The sequence below is a fragment of the Methanotorris formicicus Mc-S-70 genome (assembly GCF_000243455.1).
In the GTDB taxonomy this organism is placed as follows: domain Archaea; phylum AGJL01; class Methanococci; order Methanococcales; family Methanococcaceae; genus Methanotorris; species Methanotorris formicicus.
Genome location: NZ_AGJL01000016.1, coordinates 1 through 22,370, shown reverse-complemented (window position 1 = coordinate 22,370; position 22,370 = coordinate 1). Strand labels below are relative to the sequence as shown.

Annotated in this window: 18 protein-coding genes and 2 pseudogenes; 7 read left to right on the top strand and 13 right to left on the bottom strand. The window is 31.5% G+C overall.

From position 1 onward, the window contains the following. The 4 genes and pseudogenes from METFODRAFT_RS11425 to METFODRAFT_RS03975 all read left to right on the top strand — a co-directional run. Positions 1 to 720: pseudogene (locus tag METFODRAFT_RS11425) on the top strand (transcription initiation factor IIB); the annotation flags it as partial. Between the two features lie 213 nt (positions 721 to 933). Further along, the gene (locus tag METFODRAFT_RS03985) at positions 934 to 3,330 is read left to right on the top strand and encodes an ATPase, T2SS/T4P/T4SS family (protein WP_007044254.1); all 2,397 of its coding nucleotides are present in this window, start codon (positions 934 to 936) and stop codon (positions 3,328 to 3,330) included. Positions 3,331 to 3,399: 69 nt separating this feature from the next. After that, the gene (locus METFODRAFT_RS03980; RefSeq protein ID WP_007044253.1) at positions 3,400 to 4,461 is read left to right on the top strand and encodes a type II secretion system F family protein; all 1,062 of its coding nucleotides are present in this window, start codon (positions 3,400 to 3,402) and stop codon (positions 4,459 to 4,461) included. A 4-nt stretch (positions 4,462 to 4,465) separates the two neighbouring features. Next, positions 4,466 to 5,377 carry a type II secretion system F family protein gene (locus tag METFODRAFT_RS03975; RefSeq protein ID WP_007044252.1) on the top strand — a complete coding sequence of 304 codons (912 nt, stop codon included), beginning with the start codon at positions 4,466 to 4,468 and terminating at the stop codon, positions 5,375 to 5,377. Between the two features lie 4 nt (positions 5,378 to 5,381). Here METFODRAFT_RS03975 and METFODRAFT_RS03970 read toward each other — a convergent pair whose 3' ends face one another. From METFODRAFT_RS03970 to METFODRAFT_RS03950, 5 genes are all read right to left on the bottom strand, one after another. Further along, positions 5,382 to 5,894, bottom strand: a complete 513-nt coding sequence (locus tag METFODRAFT_RS03970; protein ID WP_007044251.1) for a TIGR00295 family protein — start codon at positions 5,892 to 5,894, stop codon at positions 5,382 to 5,384. Between the two features lie 83 nt (positions 5,895 to 5,977). Continuing rightward, positions 5,978 to 6,532, bottom strand: a complete 555-nt coding sequence (tfe, locus tag METFODRAFT_RS03965; RefSeq protein WP_007044250.1) for a transcription factor E — start codon at positions 6,530 to 6,532, stop codon at positions 5,978 to 5,980. Beyond that, positions 6,519 to 7,610, bottom strand: coding sequence for an ATP-grasp domain-containing protein (locus METFODRAFT_RS03960; RefSeq protein ID WP_007044249.1), 1,092 nt, complete (start codon positions 7,608 to 7,610; stop codon positions 6,519 to 6,521). The genes tfe and METFODRAFT_RS03960 overlap by 14 nt, the downstream gene beginning before the upstream one ends. A gap of 72 nt (positions 7,611 to 7,682) precedes the next feature. Continuing rightward, complete coding sequence (gene mptA, locus METFODRAFT_RS03955) at positions 7,683 to 8,615, bottom strand: GTP cyclohydrolase MptA (protein WP_007044248.1); 933 nt, start codon at positions 8,613 to 8,615, stop codon at positions 7,683 to 7,685. A 115-nt stretch (positions 8,616 to 8,730) separates the two neighbouring features. After that, positions 8,731 to 9,951, bottom strand: coding sequence for an ArsR family transcriptional regulator (locus tag METFODRAFT_RS03950; protein ID WP_007044247.1), 1,221 nt, complete (start codon positions 9,949 to 9,951; stop codon positions 8,731 to 8,733). A 618-nt stretch (positions 9,952 to 10,569) separates the two neighbouring features. On the opposite strand from METFODRAFT_RS03950, the gene METFODRAFT_RS03945 reads away from it, so the two are divergent. After that, positions 10,570 to 11,088, top strand: coding sequence for a MarR family winged helix-turn-helix transcriptional regulator (locus tag METFODRAFT_RS03945; RefSeq protein WP_007044246.1), 519 nt, complete (start codon positions 10,570 to 10,572; stop codon positions 11,086 to 11,088). Positions 11,089 to 11,615: 527 nt separating this feature from the next. Here METFODRAFT_RS03945 and METFODRAFT_RS03940 read toward each other — a convergent pair. The 4 genes from METFODRAFT_RS03940 to METFODRAFT_RS11035 all read right to left on the bottom strand — a co-directional run bounded on the left by METFODRAFT_RS03940 (position 11,616) and on the right by METFODRAFT_RS11035 (position 17,202). After that, the gene (locus METFODRAFT_RS03940) at positions 11,616 to 12,686 is read right to left on the bottom strand and encodes a hypothetical protein (protein ID WP_007044245.1); all 1,071 of its coding nucleotides are present in this window, start codon (positions 12,684 to 12,686) and stop codon (positions 11,616 to 11,618) included. A 4-nt stretch (positions 12,687 to 12,690) separates the two neighbouring features. Further along, positions 12,691 to 14,727 carry an ATP-binding protein gene (locus METFODRAFT_RS03935; protein ID WP_007044244.1) on the bottom strand — a complete coding sequence of 679 codons (2,037 nt, stop codon included), beginning with the start codon at positions 14,725 to 14,727 and terminating at the stop codon, positions 12,691 to 12,693. A gap of 107 nt (positions 14,728 to 14,834) precedes the next feature. Further along, positions 14,835 to 16,298 (bottom strand): AAA family ATPase, encoded by a 1,464-nt coding sequence (locus tag METFODRAFT_RS03930; RefSeq protein WP_007044243.1) that lies wholly within the window; start codon positions 16,296 to 16,298, stop codon positions 14,835 to 14,837. Between the two features lie 592 nt (positions 16,299 to 16,890). Further along, the gene (locus METFODRAFT_RS11035) at positions 16,891 to 17,202 is read right to left on the bottom strand and encodes a hypothetical protein (protein WP_007044242.1); all 312 of its coding nucleotides are present in this window, start codon (positions 17,200 to 17,202) and stop codon (positions 16,891 to 16,893) included. Positions 17,203 to 17,336: 134 nt separating this feature from the next. Here METFODRAFT_RS11035 and METFODRAFT_RS03920 point away from each other — a divergent pair, with 134 nt between their 5' ends. Continuing rightward, a complete protein-coding gene (locus METFODRAFT_RS03920) occupies positions 17,337 to 18,335 on the top strand; it encodes a potassium channel family protein (RefSeq protein ID WP_007044241.1) in 999 nt (332 codons plus the stop codon). Between the two features lie 129 nt (positions 18,336 to 18,464). Here the strand turns inward: METFODRAFT_RS03920 and queC are convergent, their stop codons facing one another. Together queC and mfnF are read right to left on the bottom strand one after the other, a co-directional pair. After that, positions 18,465 to 19,172: a 7-cyano-7-deazaguanine synthase QueC gene (gene queC / locus METFODRAFT_RS03915; protein ID WP_007044240.1), complete on the bottom strand. Its 708-nt coding sequence runs from the start codon at positions 19,170 to 19,172 to the stop codon at positions 18,465 to 18,467. An 11-nt stretch (positions 19,173 to 19,183) separates the two neighbouring features. Then, positions 19,184 to 20,164: a (4-{4-[2-(gamma-L-glutamylamino)ethyl]phenoxymethyl}furan-2-yl)methanamine synthase gene (gene mfnF, locus METFODRAFT_RS03910; protein WP_007044239.1), complete on the bottom strand. Its 981-nt coding sequence runs from the start codon at positions 20,162 to 20,164 to the stop codon at positions 19,184 to 19,186. Between the two features lie 183 nt (positions 20,165 to 20,347). Between mfnF and priS the strand changes: the two genes are divergently transcribed. Then, positions 20,348 to 21,391: a DNA primase catalytic subunit PriS gene (priS, locus tag METFODRAFT_RS03905; protein WP_141564053.1), complete on the top strand. Its 1,044-nt coding sequence runs from the start codon at positions 20,348 to 20,350 to the stop codon at positions 21,389 to 21,391. Positions 21,392 to 21,435: 44 nt separating this feature from the next. Here the strand turns inward: priS and METFODRAFT_RS10615 are convergent, their stop codons facing one another. Together METFODRAFT_RS10615 and METFODRAFT_RS11940 are read right to left on the bottom strand one after the other, a co-directional pair. Beyond that, the gene (locus METFODRAFT_RS10615; protein ID WP_141564052.1) at positions 21,436 to 21,564 is read right to left on the bottom strand and encodes an integrase core domain-containing protein; all 129 of its coding nucleotides are present in this window, start codon (positions 21,562 to 21,564) and stop codon (positions 21,436 to 21,438) included. A gap of 30 nt (positions 21,565 to 21,594) precedes the next feature. Then, positions 21,595 to 22,287 (bottom strand): annotated as a pseudogene (locus tag METFODRAFT_RS11940) (transposase); the annotation flags it as partial. Positions 22,288 to 22,370 lie beyond the last annotated feature (83 nt).

The following is a 22,370-nucleotide window of genomic DNA, read 5'->3' as shown; positions in this document are numbered from 1 at the left end:
ACCATCCACGATAAAGGACTATCAACAGTTATTGATTGGAGAAATAAAGATAGTTATGGAAAAGATATCTCTGCAAATAAGAGGGCTCAACTTTACAGATTGAGAAAATGGCAAAGAAGAATTAGGGTTAGCGATGCATCAGAGAGAAACTTGGCATTTGCATTATCTGAATTAGATAGAATTGCATCAAAACTCGGCTTACCAAGAAACGTTAGAGAGAATGCTGCTGTCTTATACAGGGGGGCTGTTGAAAAAGGACTTATAAGGGGAAGAAGCATAGAAGGCGTTGCAGCAGCAGCACTATATGCGGCATGTAGAAGATGCAGAGTGCCAAGAACCCTTGATGAGATATCTGAGGCATCAAGAGTTGACAGAAAAGAAATTGGAAGGACATACAGATTCCTATCAAGAGAGTTGGGGATAAAATTAGCACCAACAAATCCAATCGACTATGTGCCAAGATTTGCATCTGAATTAGGATTACCTGGGGAAGTTGAGTCAAAGGCAATAGCCATTTTACAAAAAGCCGCTGAAAAAGGTTTAACAAGTGGAAGGGGTCCAACAGGTGTTGCAGCAGCAGCAATTTACATAGCGAGTGTATTGTTGGGAAATAGAAGAACACAGAGAGATGTTGCAGAAGTTGCTGGAGTTACTGAGGTAACCATAAGGAATAGATACAAAGAACTCACTGAGCACTTAGATATTGATGTAACACTATAACCAAAACAAGAGCAATTAATTTTAATTGCGGTTATTTTTATAACTACAAATCTATTTATTTAAATATTCAACTATAAACTAAAAATCAATAGTTTATAATATCACGTTTACTATATTATTTATGTTTTAATCCTTATGATTTGGGAATCTAATTAAATAAAATTCTTAAAATTATTGAATGATACTATCAACAATATACCACCCGGTGATTAAATGGGACTTCTTGATAGAATCCAAGAAAAAAGTACTAAAAAAATTATTATAGAACCTGAATTAAAAAAAGAAAAAAAAGAAATAATCGAAGAGATTAAACCAAGAGTCGTTAAACCCAAAGTTCCAGTTAAAATAGATATTCCCAAAGATACATCTGAAATAACATTAGATTCTTATAAAGTTACTATCGAAAATATTAAAATAGATGTATCTATCAAGAAGAGAGGAAGTATGATATACTATGAAGTACCTGAAATTAATAAAATGAAACAGGCATTGTCGAGATTAACTGAAGATCAAATAAGAATGATAAAATCAAACATATCGGAAGGTTATTACACACAATTTAACCAAATTCATGGATACTTAACAACTTTTGCCGAAAGGCATGGTATAGAATTTGATGGGAAAGATTTGGATTACATGGCTAAATACTTCTATCTCTCAATTGGGAGGTTGGGTTTTTTAGAAATTCCATTAAATGATCCACAATTAGAGGAAGTTATGGTCAATGGTTGGAATTTACCAGTATTTGTATTCCATAGGAAATATCAGATGTGTGAGAGTAATATTATTTTAGATAAGGGGGAGTTAACAAGAATCATTGAAAATATTGCATACCTTGCAAATAGAAGTATAGATGCGAGAAGCCCTATGCTCGATGCGTTCTTACCAGATGGTAGTAGAGTGAACGCAACAACACACGATGTTACATTAAACGGAGCAACATTAACAATCCGTAAATTTACAAAAGACCCATTAACAATAACCGACCTAATTAAATTTGGAACTTTTGATTTGGAAACTGCGGCATTTTTATGGCAGGCTGTTGAAGGCTACTTTGGGGCAAAACCTGCAAACACCTTAATTGCAGGGGGGACAGGTTCAGGTAAAACAACAACATTAAACGTATTATCTATGTTTGCCATGTACACAGATAGGATAATAACAATTGAAGATACGCCAGAATTACAAATTCCACACAAACACGTTATAAGAATGATTACAAGACCTCCAAGACCTGGAGTTCCGGGATATGAGATAACTATGGATGATTTAATTAAAAATGCCTTAAGGATGAGACCAGATAGGATACTCGTTGGGGAGGTTAGGGGGAAAGAGGCTCACTCATTACTCGTTGCTATGAACACCGGTCACGATGGGGCGTTGCATTATGATGCAAATATAATGCCCAACAGTAAGATAGAAAAAATTGGAGAATTCTGCGAGGCATTCTTTGATAAAAATGTTGAGGTATACAAGAATCATGAGTATGTTGACATCTCTGATGAGAAGATAACAATAAAAAGTTTGAATAAAAGTTCCTTAAAATGCGAGGAAAAAAGAATCTTAAGGGTTTGGAGAACAAAGTACAACAACTACCTATATAAAATAAAAACTGAAGATGGTAGGGAAATAGTAGCAACAAACGACCATCCATTTTATATCTTAGACGGAATCATATATGAAAAAAATGCAGAATCCTTAAAATGTGGGGACTTTATTGCTGTACCAACCAATAGTACTGATGAGTTAGAGAGATTTGAAAATACTGGGAAGTTATTAAAAGATATAAGGAAGCATCTTAATATAAGTTCATCGGAATTGGAAGAAATTACGGGAATAGATACGGAGATAATTGAGGAGTATGAGCATTCAAATATAATATCTAAAGATGACTTAAAAATGATTATTGAAAATATAAAAGACAAATATTTGAAAAAACTAAAATCAAACTACCACAATAAATCAAAAAAATTAAATGAAAGATTGGATAGTTTGGTTGTAAGTAGGAAGTTGAATCATCTGTTGGCATTATGCAATGATATAACATGGAAGAAGATAGCATCTATTGAAAAAGTAAAATATGATGGATATGTATATGATTTAACTGTTGAAGATAACCACACATACATGGCTGGAAATGATGGGATGTTCTATGTTTCCAATTGTTCTGGAACATTACACGCGAACAGTGCTGACGAGGCAATCTTGAGATTAACAAATCCACCAATGAACGTTCCAAAAATCATGCTCTCATCACTAAACTTTATAATAAACCAGCAAAGAATTAGAAGAAATAGAAAAACTGTTAGAAGGATATTGGGTATTGTTGAAATTGTGAAGGGGGATGGGGAACATATTAGTAAAACCACATTGTTTGAGTACAACGGTATTTCTGACTCCCTAACTAAAAAGGGTATTTGTATGTGGGAAGAAGATGTCTGTGAAATTGCAGGGATTACACGGGATGAATTGATAGACGATAGAATAAATAGAAAAAAAGTATTAAAGTATATGATAGATAATAACATCCATAAACTTGAAGATGTGGCCCCAATAATAATGACATATCAGGAAGACCCTGAGAAGTTGTTACGTTCACTCCACTTATAATCCCTACTTTAACATTTATAATTTATTTTTAAGATTTGCTGTCAACAATCTGTTAATATGGTGGGCTTTATGAAAAAAAAACCATACAGAGAATTTTTTAAGGATATCTCAAAACATATAGATGATATTTTAATTAAAATTGGATTAAAAAAAAGAAGAATTAAAATTTCTGACATTTCTAAGAGAGAATACACATGGAAGGGAAAAAGAGAGAGTATAGTGGAGAGTGAAGAAGAACTCACATTCTATGAACCATTTGTAGAGGAAACACCTATAGAAATTGAAGATCTTGATGATATCTTATTTGAAGAAGGGTTGGGAATATTTGAGGAGTATTCAAAATCACTCTCATATTGGGTAACTCGAACCTCATTCTTACCATCAAAAAAAGATTTTCAATATGCTGGTATAGAGGATGAAAAAAAATACTTTGCTAAGGTATTGTTAACAAGTTTTGGAACGTTTATTATTTTGTCCTTATACCATACTATTTTAAATAAAAACCCAATTTCTGGCCTTATAAATGGCTTCATCTTCGCTTTTGGGATATTAATAACCAGTATTTTATATCCAAAATTAAAATTAATGTTATTTAAAGGGGAAATTAAATTTCAAATATTGTTTGCGTTGTTGTATATGGTGTCTGTTGTTAAGGTAGGGATATCTCTTCAAGAGGCTATAGAAAATGTTGCAAAAAGTCCGGAGTATGGGGTCGTATCTTATGAATTCAAAACATTAATCCACGATATAAACGTTGGTGGATATAGTTTTGTAGAAGCATTGGAGAGGGCAAAATTAAGAACTAAAATACCACTAATGAAGGTATTGTATGATCAACTAATAGTGGCTTTCAATAAGGGTAACGTAGCCCTACTATTGGAAAAAATGTATGAAGAAATTGTTAGAGAATCTATGGTAAAAATAGATTCATCAAAATTTATGATACAAAATTTAGGAAATCTTGTTTTTGGTGTGGGTTTAATATTACCATTTTCTGGTATGATACAGTCAGCACTTGGTGGTCAGCAGGGATTCTCTGGAATAGTGGATACTCTTGACATTGTACTAACAAAGATAGGTCCAATTTCAACAATAATCTTCACAATATTTATTAAAATGAAGATTGAGTGAGATTATGTCAAACATAAACAAAGTACATTCAACCATGAATAAAATATACATATACACTGTAAAAAGAAATATCAGAATATTAAGAAAAATAGGGAAGAAAAAGGTTGATGAAAGGACTTTTATATTATTAATGATACTTTCCGTCTCAATTCCTGTAATATTAAACTTCTTTGTTGATTTAACATTAAAAACAACATTGGTATTGGCAATAACATATCTTGGATGTGTTTTGTATACTCCAACGATCCTCTATGAGATAAAGATTGAAAGGTTTGAAAACAACATCCCAAAGGCACTGTATACAATGATACTTGTCTTAGAATCTGGAAGGTCATTAGTAGAGGCTATGGATGAGGTTATTAGAAGTGGTGTTAAAGAGGTTGATGTGGTTTTTGCAAAGGTTATGAGATTAATGATTAATCAGAAAATGGGTTTTGAAGATGCCATGTTGGTTGTCGCCAATTCTTTAGATTCAAAAATATTCAGACAACTTGTTAGATTGTTAATAGAAAATAGGAAATATGGAGGAGATTTAGTAAATACATTAAAAATATTGGCAAAAACCTTAGAGGATTTTCAAAATTTAAGGAGGCAGTTGTTAAGTGTTACTGCAAATGGTCTTGCTGTTGGTTTGGTTATATTATGTGGGGTTATCCCTGCAACTGCAGCATTAATTGGGGGTTATTTAATAATTATCTCAAAAATAGCCCCAAAAATACCACCAGTATCTCCAGACCAAATAGCAAAATGCGTTGAAATAATACAAACTGGAACTGGAATATTTGGGTTGTTGTTTGCCGTGCCTTTGTATGGGTTCAAATTTGGTAGGATGATTTTAATGTGTGCTATATGCATGACTATGGGTATTGTAGCATTCTACGGCACATTAAAACTTACTGGATTCATACTTAGTTAAACATTTATTTTTTAGCATTTTTTAACAATGAATTTATTTCATCGTTTAATTTTAAAATCCTCTCTACTGAGGGGTGGTTATCACCCAACATCTTCCTAAACTTATCCACTACAAAATCAATATCCACTCTTTTTGTTCCACTTATTAAATTATCCGCATGGGCCACAATTTTCTCTTCCAAAGTTATTGGGATGTAATCTTTTGGTGATAAACCAAGTTCAATAGCCTCTTTTTTTGTTATTCCAGCACCTATATGCCTTTCTGCTATTAGGGCCAATCTCTCATCAAAACCATACATCCTTAAAATCTCTGCTCCAACAACTCCATGCTCTATGCTGTGTGTTTTACTCCTCCCAATATCATGCAACAACCCACCCAATCTAACTAAATTCAAATCTACCTCATAACCATTGTTTCTTATTTGTAGACCTATCTCATAGGCGTAATCTGAAACAGCAATACAATGTTCTACGACGTTCTTATCACACAATTCATTTAAAAGTGACAGTGCATCCATGATCTCACCAAAAAATAAAAAATCTGCAAATTTAATTACTGTAAAATCAAAAATTTTTTAATTTCAATTTATGAATTTATAACTCATTTTGAAAACAAAGAATTTGTTTTAATTTCACTCTCAAAGAAAGAAATTTGCTCTTTTAATGACCTTATTATTTCTCTATTGTCAAATTCTTGCAATATTCCATCACATCTTGGACATCTAAATCCAGTTTCCATTGCCTCATCAAATACAAACCTTAAATTACACTCTGGACAGTAGAAAAACATATTATTCTCTTCAAACTCCAATCTCTTTTTTAAATCATCCAATATGTGGTTAACCTTCTTTTTCACAACATAAGGCAGTTTCTCAATTGTTGGTTTCCATGTGTATGTATACCAATTGGTTTCTTCATCCTTCTCTCTTTTATAATCTACCAATCTTGCTTCATATATTTTATAGAGGAGTTTTCTAACTAAATTTAATTTTAAATTCAACTTTCTTGCAATTTCATCATCTGTAGCCTCACCTAACTCTAAGAGTGCATCCAATATTTCAAATCCTTCTTCTTCACCTTCAAAAATATCAAACAACACTTCCTGAACAAGGTGGTTATCAAACATCTTATAAATTTCTTCTTTACTTAACTTCATACACAACACACTCCTTGTAAATACTGTCTATGTGGTAGTCAATGTTTGTTTTAGCAATTACTGTTGCTATTGGCTCATTTTTTTCTATTACTGCATTATATTTCGGAATATCATATACAAATGGATTCTTTTTGATTTTTGTAATGACTTTTTCTTTTGCAAATACAATCCTCTTAATAAACTTCTCCCTGACATTCACTGGTTTTCCTTCAATGATGTGTTTCACTAAATTTACTCCTGAAGATTTCTCAATAGTTTCAAAAGTCCCCAATATTCTTGGATTTATCTCAATTATGTAAACTTCTCTATCTTTGATCATAAAATCAATACCATTCATTCCCTTTAGTTCAAAAGTTTCAATAATTTCCTTGAAATCATTTATAACTTTACCAATATCTGATACTTCACCATCTAGTGAATAGGGAGTTATATTTCCAACATACATATTGTTCTCAATTATCTGCCTATTAAATGTTATAAAATTAGCATCTATCAAGGCTGCACTAAAACTATCGGAATTTATATATTCTTGAACCAATATGGGAAATTCAATATCGATAGTCTCTTTAATGCACGTATTTTCAATTATGGGAAAGTTTATTTTTTTGACGCCAATGCCTCCACTGCCAGAAATCGGCTTCAAAATCGCTATTTTTAACTCATCCAAATACCTCTCTAACTGAGAATAGTTCTTAGCAAGGTATGTTACTGGAACGTTATAACCCAAGTTTTCTAATCTCTTAATAGTATTATATTTATTACTCATCCTTTTAATCTTTTTTGGTGGGTTTCCAATAACATCCCAATTAGGAGTTTTTGAATTCTTACTCTCAAATATCCCAGAAGTTATTAAAATACCATCAACTTCATCCACAAATAACCCTGCGGCTTTTAACAATTCATTCTCATTATAATTCTCCTTAAAATGCCCATGGTTATAATCATCTATAAAATATATTTTTTTGTCGGCATCTAAATCCATAGGATTGTAATAAGATACCGAACAAACCTCAAACCCCAGTTTTTTAGCAGAATTTACCACAGGACGGGTATTGACACCAACGACAAGAAGTTTCATAATCATCCCCAAAATCATAAAAAATAAAATATTAACATCAATTACACGAATAACCAAAATAACTACATTAAATTACTTAAAATCCAATTCCTTCCTTAACTCCCCTAAAGTAGCACATCTTTCAGCAAATGCATCATGTCTATGTATACTTTCCTGATTAACTTGTCTAACTAAAACCTTTGCCTCATCTGGAAGGTAATCAAAAGTTTCAACAATCCTCTTTATCATCTCTCTTGCACAATCTTCTACAAATTTTGGATTTTTATGGGCCATTTCAACAACATATGCCTCATCACTTCTCTTTAAAAGTTCGTAAACTTCCCCACTCATGGATTTTTTGATAATCTCTATTATTTTCATTATTTCAACATTATAACCTTCAGGAACTTCAATTAAAATCGTCCCAATACCCCTCTGATTGTGGGTTGCTATAACTACAGAATCCATTATTTTCCCAATTTCATCATCAGAAAAGCCAAGATTTTTTAAATTTTCTATTGATTTTTCTTTTAATAGGTTTTGGGCACATGGGCAAGCAGTTATTCCAACAACCTCAGCACCAACTAATTTTTTAATTTTTATTCCATTATTCTCTTTAACCCCATATGCCTTTGCCATTATTTTACAAACTTCTTGGGAGTGTTTTTTTGATATTGGACTTCTCTCCTCTAAAACAAAATCACTCACCATAAAAACTTCTGCCCTTGTGGCATACTCATGCTTTTCAAATAACTTTTTAACAACCTCCTCGCAGATGGTTTCCATTTCATATACGTCCTTCTCCACCGCGTCTTCAATAATCCCCTCTATAACCTCAGGATTTCTTGACATGTGAACGCCTTTTTGAAAACTTGGCAGATCAACAAACACTTCAAATGTCGGTAATAATATAATTGGTCTTTTATTTTTTCTCTTAATTTTTACCAATTTTTTTAAATTTGTTACCCCAACCCTTGTTAATGGAACCTTAATATCCGGCTCTGTTGCTTGAATATCACATTTCATTTAACCACCTAACAACACTAATCATATCATCCATCAACTCGAAAGGCTTCACCCTTTTCAAACCCCAAAGATACCTCCTCGCTATACTTCGGAGGTATTAATTATTTTAACTACATTAATCATTATCATTCATCAAGACATCCATCAACTCTTTTGACAATGTATAGTAAACATTATTTCCATTTCTTTCTTTATAAATATATCCCATTTCATAAATATCTGATAAATGTGTCCCTATAGTTCCAGGGGAGTTTCCCAAATATTTTGCCAGTTCTGTTACCGTTGAACTCCCCCCCAATTCAGCAAGAGCCCTGACAATTTTTGATTGAGCAGGAGTCAGGTGATTTAATATTTGATGTCCAACACTAATTCCCAAAACCTCCATAGCCATCTTAACTATGCCTTCATCAATCTTACTAACTCCTTTTTTTAATGCTATGGAGATTGATTCTGAGCACGTCATGATTATCTTTCTTGGAATGCCATCACATTCTTCAACAATCTTATCTATTGCCGCATCAGTAAATGGATCAAATTTCTTTGCATTGCCAATATGTGCATCCTCCAATCTTCTCATTATCAAATCATAAGATTCTTCCTTTGATAATGGTGGCATGTTAATGATTTTCGGTATCCTATCCCTCATCGCCGGGGAAATTTTTGTTAAGTCATCCATAAGTGTTGGAGAACCGGCAAAGAACGCCAAAATTCCATCTTCATATAGAAAGGAGTGGAAGAACTGTAACAAACTTAAACAACTTTTTTTGGCAAATTGGTCTGCCTCATCAACCAAAATTATACAGAGTTTATCCTCCTCCTTGACTTCATTCAATAAGAAATCAAAGTCTCTCTCAATCCTCTCTCTTGGATAATGAACTGGTGTTCTATCACCATAATCAATGAGTTTCCGATAAATCTCCATGATTTTTTGGGAGTATTTAATATACTCGCTGCATATGGTACCGTCTATTGAGATGAGATTCTCTCTTATTAAATTGTAAAGGACCTGTATCAAAAATTGCCTTGGTGTTATTTGAGATGCAGTTAACTCAACTGCCCAATGCCCCTGTTTTTTTGCAGCGTAGTATATTATGTTGAGGAGGGAACTCTTGCCAATCCCCTTCGTCCCAACAATGGCAGCATTGACAACACTCCCATACTGTGCAGCCCCAAAAATATCTGCTATTTCCCTCAACTCTGATGTTCTTCCAACAAAAAATTTGGTGTTTCCTCTTATAGGTTTTTCTGAAAATGGATTTGTTTTTAATTTTAACCTGTGCATGGCGTTTTTTGTTGCTGATGCTGAGTTATATATGAAATCAATAGGATCCAACATAGGCATCACCTATCCTTAATAGATTTCGAAATTTTTTATATCTTTCGAAAATCCGAAAATCTAAAAATATTTTATAAATAAATCCAAATATATGAATATATAAACATAATCTATCATAATATATCTCATGAATATAAAAAATATTAACAAAAAATATTGTGAATCAAACACAAAAAATACAAAAATATCAATTAAAAATGCTCAAAAATAAACTTGAATAAATTTCAAAATTATATATAAACTATTCTATAGTAATAAAGTTTATTTTAATTGATATCTTCCAAAAAAGCATATACAACAAAAATGTGAATCTAAAATATAAATGCAATAAAACTATGAATTCATTATTATAGTTAGTATAATCCAAAATTATATTACATATAAACAATGAAAAAAGTAACATAATTGAATAAATATCAAAAATACCAAAAATTACAACAAATCTAAAAAATCAAATAAACAACAAAATTTTTATATTGCGATATCTATGTTATTACTAAGTAGGGTAAAAAACCCATATATGAATCCAACATGAATTAAATTAAAAATACAAAAACAATTGAAATTTTAGATAATAACATGATAATAAATATAAAATCATAAAAAAAGGTGGAAATTATGGAGCATTTACCAAAAGAAATAATCTCCACGCCATTTAGGAAAGCAATTTTACACTATGTGTTAATACGTGGCACAACTTATCCACAACAGATATCCGAAAACCTTCGAATTTCCAAGGGGTTACCATCTCAGTTTTTAAGGCTATGTACGGCATTAGAAGTTACAAAACGTGAAAGAAATGGACGTAAAGTTCTTTATTCATTGACATCTAAAGGAATATCTATTTTAAAGAGATTATGTCCAGAAATATTTGACTTGAGTTTTTCGAGTATTTTCGAAAACCTTTCGAAAATGAAATTCAACACAAAGTATTACCCGGTGGAAAAAATAGGTTTTGAAGTTAGAAAAATCATCGATAATTTTGGTGGAGTCACATTTGTATTTTACGATGCCGATGGAGAAGAAATCTCAAGAGTTTTCAAACCTAAAAAAGGTAATTGGTGGTGTATTTCATGCCAATCGTCAAACTGTAAGCATATTAACTATCTGAAGAAGTATTATGACACAACGAATTAGTATGATTTCGAGTTTTCGAATCGCATGTATGTATATGCTTCGGAAAGTGTATCAAAATTACAACTGATGAAATTATCACAAAGAATAAAGTAAACCAAAATGTTGAGATTTTTTAGAGTTTTTGGTTCTTTTGTAGTTAATAGCATGAATAGTTGTTAGTAGTGCATTCTATTTTGATTAGTGTAGTTTTTATTATGTATTAACATGAATATTAAGTTAATATCTGTTTTATATAGAGTTTTGTTATTTATTTAGTTTTTAAGCACTTATTGAGTAAAAACATAAAAAATAATAGAAAAATTTTTGTGATAATTTTGTTGGTGCATCATGTTGGATACCTTTCTCCAATGCCTATACATACATGCACCTCGAAAACTCGAAACACTTTGAGAAATCATTTATATATTGATTTTCGTATTATATTGATTTATAATCTTTTAAGAAAAACGTATTTGTGGCATAACTTTACACAAAACATATTCTATAATAATCTTGTATTGTTTTTATAATACTTCCAAAATTATACATCACCCGAAAACTCGAAACTTCTCTAATCTTGGAATTGGTTCAAGGATGTTGTTTATTGAAAATAATAGCAAAATGGGTTTTCTTGGTAGATTGTCCAATAGTTTTATGAGTTTTTCTCTGTCGAGTTTTATAGAGAATCTTATAGTTTTTCTAATTTTCGTTTTTGATATAATTCCCATGTCAACCAAATCATTGAGGTATTCGTAGATTGTGGGTAATTTTAAATCTATCCTTTTTTCAATATCTTTCACTTTAAATCTCTTTAACTCACAGGCAATTTCCATAATCTTTTCATATTTTTTTGGAACGATTTTTGGTAATATTTTTAGCCAAGGTATTTTTATATCCCTGAGTGTTTTTAGTTCTTTCTTTGAGTGCATCAATATTAACCTTATGATATTTAAATTACCTTTCGAAATTTCGGCTAAGTATTTTGCCACTCTATTGGAGATATAATAACCAAGGAGTTTGGCGTAATATCTAACTGCTGCTATGGTGTTTATTTTTGCATTTTTAAATAACTTTTTTGCATAATCTATCGCTTCAATTGGGCATCTTATTATGATAACGATATCGTTTTTTGTCAATTCTTCAATAAATTTCACAAATGTTTTTGTATGGTTCCATTTTGTTATGTTGTGGACATCAAATACCAATATTGGATTTAATACCTTTAATAAACTAATTACCTTTCCCCTAACCTTTTTGAAGTTCCAATTATTTATATCTTCAAATAAATCTCCCATCATTCTATACCATGCTTTTTTTGCTCTGTAATAGTTGTTGTTGGCTTTATCAAAATATTTTTCATATATATAGTTGAAGAGATTTTTTAGCCAATTTGCTTTCTCTATATTTTTAAACATTGTCATTTTATCTTTTATTAGGTAAATTAGTCGTGATATGGTTTTTCTTAATGATGGTGTAGCGAGGGTTCTTATTATAGATATATTGTTAACTACTTTAAAATCTCCATTTTCATTTAATTCTAATGTATTTTCCCTTATTGTTGGTATTAGCCACAACTTTTCAGTTAAAAAGTCCTCTGGGGAGTTGTAGATTATTTTCATATTCTCACATCAACCTATATTTTCCAGGTTTCGGTTCATCTATATCTCCATTTTTGATGAGTTTTTTAATGATTCTTTCTACATCTTCTTCATCAATTCCCTCTTTTTCACATAACTCAACAACATCCTCATGCAATGCAAGCCCATCATCTTTCTTTTCAGCAAGTTTTTTGATAATTTCATAAACCGCCATCATCTTATCTCTATCTTTCTTTGAAACTCCTGTTATTTTGTCAATATCAAACTGCCCCGTATCTGGGTCATAGGCAATCTGCTTTAAACATTCGGTGATTATATTTATTGCCTCTTTTGCATCCTCTTCATCAACAACATCCTTCAACTTTGCCTTTGCATGAGCTTCTGCCAACCTTATGGCTGCCTCTAATTGTCTCGCTGTAACTTGGATGGTTCCTTTTCTCATGTTTAGATAATAATTTACAAGGAGTTTTTTTGCCTCTTCAGATATTATTGGATTTTTTTGCCTTGCATAGGCAATGTATTTTATTATGAACTCAATATCTACCTTAACACCCTCAATCTCAATATGTTCTAACCCAATTTCTTTGTTTATTTCTTTATCCAGGTGTGCCCTGTGGATGTCTATGATGTGTTCTGCTATTTCTTTGTCTTTTGCCCTATCTGGTTCATCCCTTATTGGAAAAATTAAATCAAACCTACTCAACAATGGTGCAGGAATATTTATCTGCTCTGCAACTGAGATATTTAGGTCGAATCTTCCCCATCTTGGGTTGCATGCAGCGAGGATTGCACACTCTGCTGGAAGTTTTGCATTAATACCTCCTTTACTGATGTGTATTGTTTGGGATTCCATAGCCTCCAAAACATAACTCTGTAAGTCCTTGTTTACTGTTAACTCATCAATACATGCTGTTCCTTTGTTTGCCTTCACCAAGAGTCCTGGTTTAATTACCCAAGTATCGTCTCCAATCTCTGTCTTTTCCCTAACTACCGCTGCAGTTAGTCCAACCCCTGATGCGGTGGTTACTGAACCATATAAGTTCCCAGGAAGTTCTGAGATCCTTCTTAGAATTACAGTTTTTCCAATTCCTGGGTCAGTTATGAGGAGAATATGGATATCTGCTCTTTTATTTCCTTTTTTAACGCCTTTTATTTGTTGTAAAAATACTGCTTTTTTAACAACACTGTGCCCTTTTATTTCGGGAATTAATCTATCTGATAATAAATCAACGACATTTGGTAATTTACTTATTTTTTCAATGTTTTCAATGTCATCCCTATTCAACTCCATTTCAATTTCATCATCCAAAACCTCACAGTTGATTCCCTTTATGTATATATCATATATGGGAATCTTTTTGTTCTTTTGTATTTTTATTGGGATACCTGTTATCTTTACCCTTCCACAGTAAATTCCTGGGGAATTTTCCAAAAATACGGTTATGTATTTTGGTGGTTCCTCTGGGTCATCCATTAAATCTAATGGCTGTTGAACTTTTATCTCCTGAAAGTCCATGTATTCGCATTCATTTTCGATCAATATTAAATCATCACTACCACATTTTTCACAACGTGGTTCTTCAAATATTTCAAATGGGTTATCTATATATTTGGTTATATTCTCATTTCCACATTTACTACAGGTGAATTTTGCTTTTTTTAAGACAGTTTTTATTTTTGTTGCAGTAACTACAATTCCTTCAAATTCTACAAGTTTTCCAATTGTGTGGCTTTTTATGTCGCTTATTGTTAGCAATCTGTTTTTATTCTTAATTTTTTTGAAGGTTTCTGGTAGATTTTTTATTGTGATGATGTATTTTGGATATTCATTTTTTAATGAGAAATATGCTTCTTGGTAGCATTTTTCTATAAGTTTTAACCCTTCCTTAGGATGTTCATGGATGAATTCCACAAAATCAATTAATCCAAATTTATAAATTTCAGTTAAATCAATCTCAATTCTTTCTTTTTCAGAAATAATATCGTCATTATAGAAATTCCTAATGTAGTATATGAGGGAAGTCCTTAATTCCTCAATTTTTTCTTTTATTTTATCTTCCATGATTCCACAAGATTTGCAGTTATCCTATTTTTTGTAATTTTGTAGGTGGTATATATCCTTTTAGTGTTGTTTAATTTAAATATTCAAAGAAAATGAATTATCTTATTTTAGGTGATATTTTTAATTTTTTTGCTCCATTCTTCTAAATAATCTTCAAAATTTTTATTTTTCTCATTTTTATCCTTAATTTCAACTTTCGGTATTTCGAGTTTGATATCCAATTCCATTGCCAGTTTACAGAACTCTTCATAGTCAATCTCTACTTCAGGAATTAATCCTCTTTTTTCCATTTCGGCTTTTCGGATGCCGATAACTTTGATGCCAATTTCATCCCCAATTTTTTTAACTTTCTCAAAAACATCAAAATTATAAACTTTATTCAAGATTATCCCTTCAACTTTAACCCCCATTTCTTTTAGTAGGGAATAATATGCTAAACTTTCAACAAACGCCCCCTCAATACCGCTTTTATTACATGCAGAGACAACATAAACTGGGAAATTTAATAACTTCGCTATCTCAGATCCACTATAGTTTTTCTTATTTAATGCCCCAGTAAATGCTCCCATAACCCCTTCAATGATAATATAATCGTAGTTGGAGTTTTTTAGGTAGTTTAGGTATTCAGAGACCTCACACCAACCTCTATCACCAATTTTTATACTACTATATTTTAGCATTGGTTCCCTCAACAGATACAACGCAGGAACAATATCCCTAACATCAGGCCCAATCTTTGATACCAAAACCTTTCCATCTAACTTTGATGATATTGCAGTTGTTAAAAATGTTTTTCCACTTTCTGAACCCGTTGCTAATAAAATGATTCCCCTAATTTCTTTCTCGTTTTTTGTGTTTGTTATGTTTTTATTTGTGTTATTTCTGAATTTTAATCCTTTTAATTTTAATTTTTTCATAACTTCTTTATTTTTTTCAAAGATTTTTTTTCTCTCTTCTTCATCAACCTTTAAGTTGTCTAATATATTGTTTCTTATATGTTCGTTGTCCAAAAACCCATGCACCATGGTTCCAATGACTTTTCCACAAATAGCTCCGGATATGATGTTTTTGCATGTTTTTTGCATTTTATAGTTGAGTTTTTTAACCTCCGATGTTGTGAAGGGTTTGGTTTTTTTATCTGTTATCTTTATATCTCCATAAGTGTGGCAGTGAAATCCCTCTCCAATTGTTCCTTTTTTTCCCAAAATAGAATCTATCTTAAGGGTTGCTTTGACCCTGTCTGTGCAAATTAATGGGGAAAATTCAACATTTAATAAACCTAACCCATCCCTAATTATTGGAACTGGACTTTTTCTTCCAATATCCACTTTTTCCGACAGTATTTGAAAACCACTACAAATTCCAATTATGTATTCATCAAAGTCCATTATTTCTTTTTTTAGGTTTTCGTTGATGGATTTACTTTCTACTATACTTCCCCCCGGAATAATGAGCATATCTAAATCTTTAATATCCTTTATGTTATTTTCATCAATAATTTTGGTTGGTAGATTTCCAAAGTTTTCAAAACATGGGAGAGAACCTTTTATATCTAAAATACCAATTTCCATGTAGAGACCTCCAAATAATGCTTTTAAAGAATCTGAAATAATTAATTATTGCTTTAAGACAAGTTTACATAATTTTATAAATTAATGCAAACAACTAATTTCAATAGGTTCGTTGTATTCACCTAAAAGGTTTTTTATTGCTTTTTATATTATTTTTAGTTCGTTATATTTAATTTTTAATTATGCACATCTTTTAAAATTTTTACTTTTATGAAAGAAAAGAAAGAGATATGATTGCAATCGATGGGATATGCTAAACATTGAAAATGAGTCTATTGTGTGTGGTTGTTATTGATGTAGAGAAAAAATAAAATTTTTATGGTGTATTTTCAATTGTTCCAAATATTTAACTAACTGACAGTGTGATTACAATATTCCCTTCTTTATTAGTTCTTTACTACACTCTTTAACCATTTCATAAAACGATAGTTCATATTTGTATCTCAAATATTCTATGCAGTTTGATACTATCGCCATAAATCTAACAAATCCAATATTGCTCTTTTCAGACGTTAGATAGTTTCCTTCGATTTCTAAAATCGATTATCTCTTCGATATTTTTCTTCTATCTTCGGTCTCTTCATATACTCGCTTATAATATCCTCTGCCTTCTAAGTTTACCAATATATCCCATCCCCAATTCTTTAGATTTCTTCATAATTTTCTTTGTCGTTACAAAAGTGTCTCCTACGACCGTCCCGATATCTATGTGAAATAGAAATCTAATAATTTCGATAAATATATCTGTTGATTTTTTGCTAAGTGGTTTTATTGTGGTATAAATCGAATAATATTTTATTAGTATTGAGGTCTTAACCTGTGCGAACTTGGATAACCCCTCCGAACAGTTAAATCCTAAACTATTTATAGAATTAGTGAGTATACTATTAAGTGCTGTTAGCATAAAAGATGCACCGTTTTTTAACGAGTTATTTAAGTGCTATCTATTTCTATTTTTTGGTTATAAAGTTAATAGTGCTAAATCACACTATCGGTTAATTTGTTGTGGGATTACGATAAAGGGATTTAGGGGAAATAATGGATACATTAAAAAAGATTGAATTGGGTATTTTAGCAGTTTTGGGGATTATATTGATTGAAACTTTTATCCTTATGTCATTTGAAGGTTGGAATTTTTTTGAGGCATTTTATATGGCGGTTGTTACAATATCGACTGTTGGTTATGGAGACTATACTCCAAAGACATTTTTAGGTAGGTTGTCAATAATTTTTTATATATTCGCAGGAGTTGGGGCAGTTGCCTATATATTTGGTAATATAGCGAATTTTTTTATTGAAGGGCAGTTTAAAGAAATATTTAGGAGGAAAAAAATGCATAACAAATTAAAAAGTTTGAAGGATCATTTTATTATCTGCGGATTTGGAAAGTTGGGGAGGTTTGTCGCAAAAAAATTTAGGGATGCTGGTGTTCCTTTTGTAGTTGTTGATTCTGATGAGGAAAAGATAAAGGAAATTTTTGAGAAAGACCAAAAGTTAATTTATATTGTTGGTGATGCGACTTCTGATGATATTTTGCTAAAAGCAGGAATAAAAAGAGCGAGAGGGTTAATTTCTGTTGTTGGAAATGATGCAGAGAATGTTTTTATAACGTTATCTGCAAGGAGGTTAAATCCCAACTTGTATATTGTTGCAAAGGCGGAAAACGAAAATACAATAGATAAACTTTTAAAAGCAGGAGCAGATGGGGCAATCTCTCCGTATGCAATTGGGGGTTTAAGGATTGTGGAGATGGCATTAAAACCAGAGATTTTGGATTTTGTCTCTTCACTAATGGATGTTTCTCATGATATTGAAATTGGGAGATATGTGGTAGGTAGAAATTCCAAAGTTGTTGGAAAAACTCTTTACGAGTCTCAAATAAGACAAAAAACAGGAGCAACAATCCTTGCAATAAAAAGGGCTAATGAATTACATGTGAATCCAAGTCCTGATGTGGTTTTGGAGGAAGAATGTGAAATTTATGCATTTGGGACAAAAGATCAACTTGAAAAACTTAAAGAGATTTTAGAGGGTTAGGTATAGTTGTTCGCAATTTTTTGCACTTATTTTTAGTATAATGAATTTTTTAAAGAACATTAAGACCATCTTAAAAATCCCAAATAAGGCAATCCAACCTTTAATTTTTATTGATGGTTGTGTCCATTATTAAGGCGAACAACTATATTTTGTTTTATCCTCAACACCAGCACCTAAAAATGCCCTCTTTCTTCTTGCACAACTTTCACAAACCCCACAATGTAAAAAGTCCTCTCCATTATCTTTATAGCATGAATATGAATATCTTAAAACCTCAACACCCAATCTTTTTTCAATTTCATGCCCAATTTTAACAATCTCTTGCTTATTTTTGTTGCATAATGGAGCATCTATCTTCACTTGATTTAATGTTCCATATTCCAATGCCTTATTTAGCCTCTCAACAAACTCAGGCGTATTATCTGGGAATGTTGTTGCTTCCTCCCCGCTTAAACCAACAAATACCTTATCTGCATCAATACTCTCAGTAAACCCACTTGCTATACTGAATAAAATTAAATTCCTTGCTGGAACCCAAACCTCTTCCATTGTTTGAATTGTTTTGAATCTCATATCTAACTCTTCAATATCTAATTTTGGAGGTTCTTTTTCAGTTAGTAAAGCACTTTTTCCAAATTTTTTAATAAACGGCAAATCAATAACAACATGTTCAGCATTTAATATCTCTGATATTTTTTTTGCAGAGTTTATTTCCCTTTTTGCTGCTTTTTGTCCATAGTTAAATGTAATATTAACTAAGTCATAACCCAAATCCTTTGCAATTAAACAACTTACTGTGGAATCCAAACCACCACTTAAAACACATACTGCTTTCATATTATCCCTTTTTATTTTTTTAAATGCTTTTTTAACAACATCCCAACGGCAAAACTTGGGGTTGCCAATGAAACTTCTTTCCCATAAACTTCTTCTATTGATTTTATGTTATATCCTTTTAACGCATCTTTTAAAATATTCTCCCCCAAGCCAGTTATGACCACATCTTTCAGTTCATATTTTTTAGATACCTCATCAACCCCCTCTCTTATCAATTCCAATAATTTAGCATAGAACTCCTCAGCAATAGTGGTTAATTCATCATCACCAATCATCTCTCTATCTCCACATAAGACCCTTGCAATCCTTGTTAAACAACTTTCTTTATCGACTCCTTTACCATCAGGAGTCTCGCAGGTGTAATCTTCCTCTTTAATCTTGCCAAGAATAACATTTATATCCCCAGTTATTGCAAAATATTCTGATGATATATGTGTTAGTTTTCCTCTAAAGTTAATTTTATTTGCCAAAAATGATAATGGGGTTCTTAAAGTTCCAACATAAATGAGTTCGTTGTTCATCAACCTATCTAAATCCGTTTTGTTGGCTAAAATTTTCCCATCTTTTATTGGGATTATGTCTGTTGTGGTTGAACCCATATCAACCAAAATGCAGTTATCATCAATATATTCGGAAACAAACTTGGCTGTGGCTGTCCAATTGGCAGCAGAAACCTTTAAATAATTATCTCTCGCTTCTTTTGGATTTAAAAAGTTTCCATCAGCATCAAGAACATAAATTGGGCAATCATAGGCATTTTCAACTGAATTTAATATATCATCCACACCCTCTTTTTTTGTCTCATAGGCATCAACGAGTTCAGCAGTCATGACAATGCCAACTGCATCAACATCTTTGCTATATTTTTTTAATAATTCGGTTAGTTTTTCATTATTTTTCCACATTGGGAAATATATATGATGTATTTTATAATTTTCATCAATTTCAGTTATTTTTGTGTTTGCTCCACCAATATCAATGCCCAATATCATATTTTCACCTCAAACATTATGGTTGTTTGCGTTACAAAAAATTAAAAGAGTGATTAAGCATTAATTTGGATTTTTATGCCCATTTATTGTCATTTAAAAATTTATTATTGCCATAGTAACTTCCATAAATTCGAGAACAACTATATAAAAACTTCATGATGTAAATAGTATATGGTGATTATTATGGATGATAAAATTGTGAATGAGGTATCTAATCTTTATAAGGAGTATTATTCTTATGTAATAAAAAATGATTTGTTAGAAGTTCCCGAGGGGATTGAGTATAGAGAATTTGGTTATGGTTATTTTAAAAAAGTAGATAATAGGAACATCTCATTTAAGGATGGGGAGGAGTATAAAAATTGGGTGTTGAAAAATGCCCCATTCCATTTGTATAAATCTCTTTCTTACATGGAATTTCCAAGCAAATCAGGAGGGGCAAACAAAAAGAAGGTTTTTAGAAGGGAGATTGCGTTTGATATTGATGTTCATAAAACAAAAAAATGCAGGCATAGTGATGATTGGGTTTGTGAATATTGTTTGGAAGAGGCAAAAAATCAAGCACTTTATTTAATTGAAGAATTTTTAATGTCTGATTTTGGATTATCAGGAGATGATTTGCAAATTGCTTTTAGTGGGAATAGGGGATATCACATCTATATTAAACCAAAAGACGAGGAAATAAGAAACATCATCGAGAGTTATGAAAAACCACAAAGAAGGTTTTTAATGGATTATATTTTAGGAAAAAATTTAAATTTGAGTAAAATTGGAAGTGGTTGGAAAAGAAGGTTATTGGATGTATTTAAAAAGAAGAAAATAGCAACAAAACAATTTGAAAAAGAAGATAATTGGAAGAAAATAATTGAAAAAAGAAAAAATAGGGATAAGATATATTCAATCATAAACGAGACTTTAAATAAATTGGAATTGGATGAGAAGGTTATGGATGATGATATAAGGTTGTTGAGGGTTATTGGTTCTTTGCATGGATATACAGGGTTTATGGTTAAGGAGATAAAGTATAAAAAACTTAGCAGTTTTAACCCCTTAAAAGATGCAATTTTTAATGATTTTAATGAAAAATTCTACAATGTTAAAATAAAACAAAAAATTGATAAAATAATCATTAATGATGAAACATACAACAATAAAAGCAAAGAAATCCCGGCGAGTGTTTTATTGTTCTTATTTGGGCATGGTGTGAATTTTGAGATTATTTATTAGATATTAAATATGTGTTGTATCCCGAAATTATTTCGCCATATTTTTCATACACTAATCACCTCCTTATCACACTCTACACCATAATAAACTTCATAAGGAGTTTTAAAATTAAGAGAACGATGTGGTTTTACTCGATTATACCAATCTACGAACTTTTCTAAACTATTGAACATATTAGGACTTTCGCAAATACATTTAAATACTTAGATTAACAATAAACCAGTTTCTTTACATAAAGAGATTATGGCATTCCCAACGGCTATTCGATTTAGTTCTCTTCTAAACTCATACCAAGTAATCTTTTTATCGATTCTAATTTTCTCTAAAATAAAGAAAGCCCTCATAGCTAACGAAATATGACCTAATACTGGAAATCTTTTCTAACGAAGAAATTTCCAATATTGCAGCACTGTTTAACTCCTCTGTGGAACTCTTCGATTCTCCAAGAGGCGTTTTTGACCTCTTGAAATTCTCCGAAACTCATAAATAGGTTATTCGTTATATAATATACTGCCTTTCCGTTTTTGGAAAGGCAGAAGAGTTTGACATATCCTACTTTCCTTAGATAAACGATTAATCCACTTTCAGGAATTTCTCCAAGTTCTTTAATCGAAATCCACTCACCGTTTTTTGGAGAGGTTTATCTTCCTGTTCCTTTTAATTCTGCAGAGGTAAAATAAACCTAACTTATCGATAAGTTTTAAGTTTTCTTTGCTCGAATACCAACTATCGAAGCAGATATATCGAATATTAAATCCCCTTTCAACTAAAGAGAGTATTATTTCCCCACATAAATCATTCTTCGTCTTTCCATCCCTTGGTCTATCATAAACTCTAAAATCGATTGGAATGATGTTCTTTCCATTCGTAGCAATACAATCAACAACATGCATGCCTGTTGTATCCTGAAATTATTTCGCCATAATTTTTCATACGCTAATCACCTCCTTATCACACTCTACACCGTAATAAACTTCAT

What these genes read in the sequence shown, in the direction of transcription:
- METFODRAFT_RS03985 (WP_007044254.1), top strand. Translation starts at nt 934, where the DNA reads ATGGGACTTCTTGATAGAATCCAAGAAAAAAGTACTAAAAAAATTATT.
- METFODRAFT_RS03980 (WP_007044253.1), top strand. Translation starts at nt 3,400, where the DNA reads ATGAAAAAAAAACCATACAGAGAATTTTTTAAGGATATCTCAAAACAT.
- METFODRAFT_RS03975 (WP_007044252.1), top strand. Translation starts at nt 4,466, where the DNA reads ATGTCAAACATAAACAAAGTACATTCAACCATGAATAAAATATACATA.
- METFODRAFT_RS03970 (WP_007044251.1), bottom strand. Translation starts at nt 5,894, where the DNA reads ATGGATGCACTGTCACTTTTAAATGAATTGTGTGATAAGAACGTCGTA.
- tfe (WP_007044250.1), bottom strand. Translation starts at nt 6,532, where the DNA reads ATGAAGTTAAGTAAAGAAGAAATTTATAAGATGTTTGATAACCACCTT.
- METFODRAFT_RS03960 (WP_007044249.1), bottom strand. Translation starts at nt 7,610, where the DNA reads ATGAAACTTCTTGTCGTTGGTGTCAATACCCGTCCTGTGGTAAATTCT.
- mptA (WP_007044248.1), bottom strand. Translation starts at nt 8,615, where the DNA reads ATGAAATGTGATATTCAAGCAACAGAGCCGGATATTAAGGTTCCATTA.
- METFODRAFT_RS03950 (WP_007044247.1), bottom strand. Translation starts at nt 9,951, where the DNA reads ATGTTGGATCCTATTGATTTCATATATAACTCAGCATCAGCAACAAAA.
- METFODRAFT_RS03945 (WP_007044246.1), top strand. Translation starts at nt 10,570, where the DNA reads ATGGAGCATTTACCAAAAGAAATAATCTCCACGCCATTTAGGAAAGCA.
- METFODRAFT_RS03940 (WP_007044245.1), bottom strand. Translation starts at nt 12,686, where the DNA reads ATGAAAATAATCTACAACTCCCCAGAGGACTTTTTAACTGAAAAGTTG.
- METFODRAFT_RS03935 (WP_007044244.1), bottom strand. Translation starts at nt 14,727, where the DNA reads ATGGAAGATAAAATAAAAGAAAAAATTGAGGAATTAAGGACTTCCCTC.
- METFODRAFT_RS03930 (WP_007044243.1), bottom strand. Translation starts at nt 16,298, where the DNA reads ATGGAAATTGGTATTTTAGATATAAAAGGTTCTCTCCCATGTTTTGAA.
- METFODRAFT_RS11035 (WP_007044242.1), bottom strand. Translation starts at nt 17,202, where the DNA reads ATGCTAACAGCACTTAATAGTATACTCACTAATTCTATAAATAGTTTA.
- METFODRAFT_RS03920 (WP_007044241.1), top strand. Translation starts at nt 17,337, where the DNA reads ATGGATACATTAAAAAAGATTGAATTGGGTATTTTAGCAGTTTTGGGG.
- queC (WP_007044240.1), bottom strand. Translation starts at nt 19,172, where the DNA reads ATGAAAGCAGTATGTGTTTTAAGTGGTGGTTTGGATTCCACAGTAAGT.
- mfnF (WP_007044239.1), bottom strand. Translation starts at nt 20,164, where the DNA reads ATGATATTGGGCATTGATATTGGTGGAGCAAACACAAAAATAACTGAA.
- priS (WP_141564053.1), top strand. Translation starts at nt 20,348, where the DNA reads ATGGATGATAAAATTGTGAATGAGGTATCTAATCTTTATAAGGAGTAT.
- METFODRAFT_RS10615 (WP_141564052.1), bottom strand. Translation starts at nt 21,564, where the DNA reads ATGTTCAATAGTTTAGAAAAGTTCGTAGATTGGTATAATCGAGTAAAA.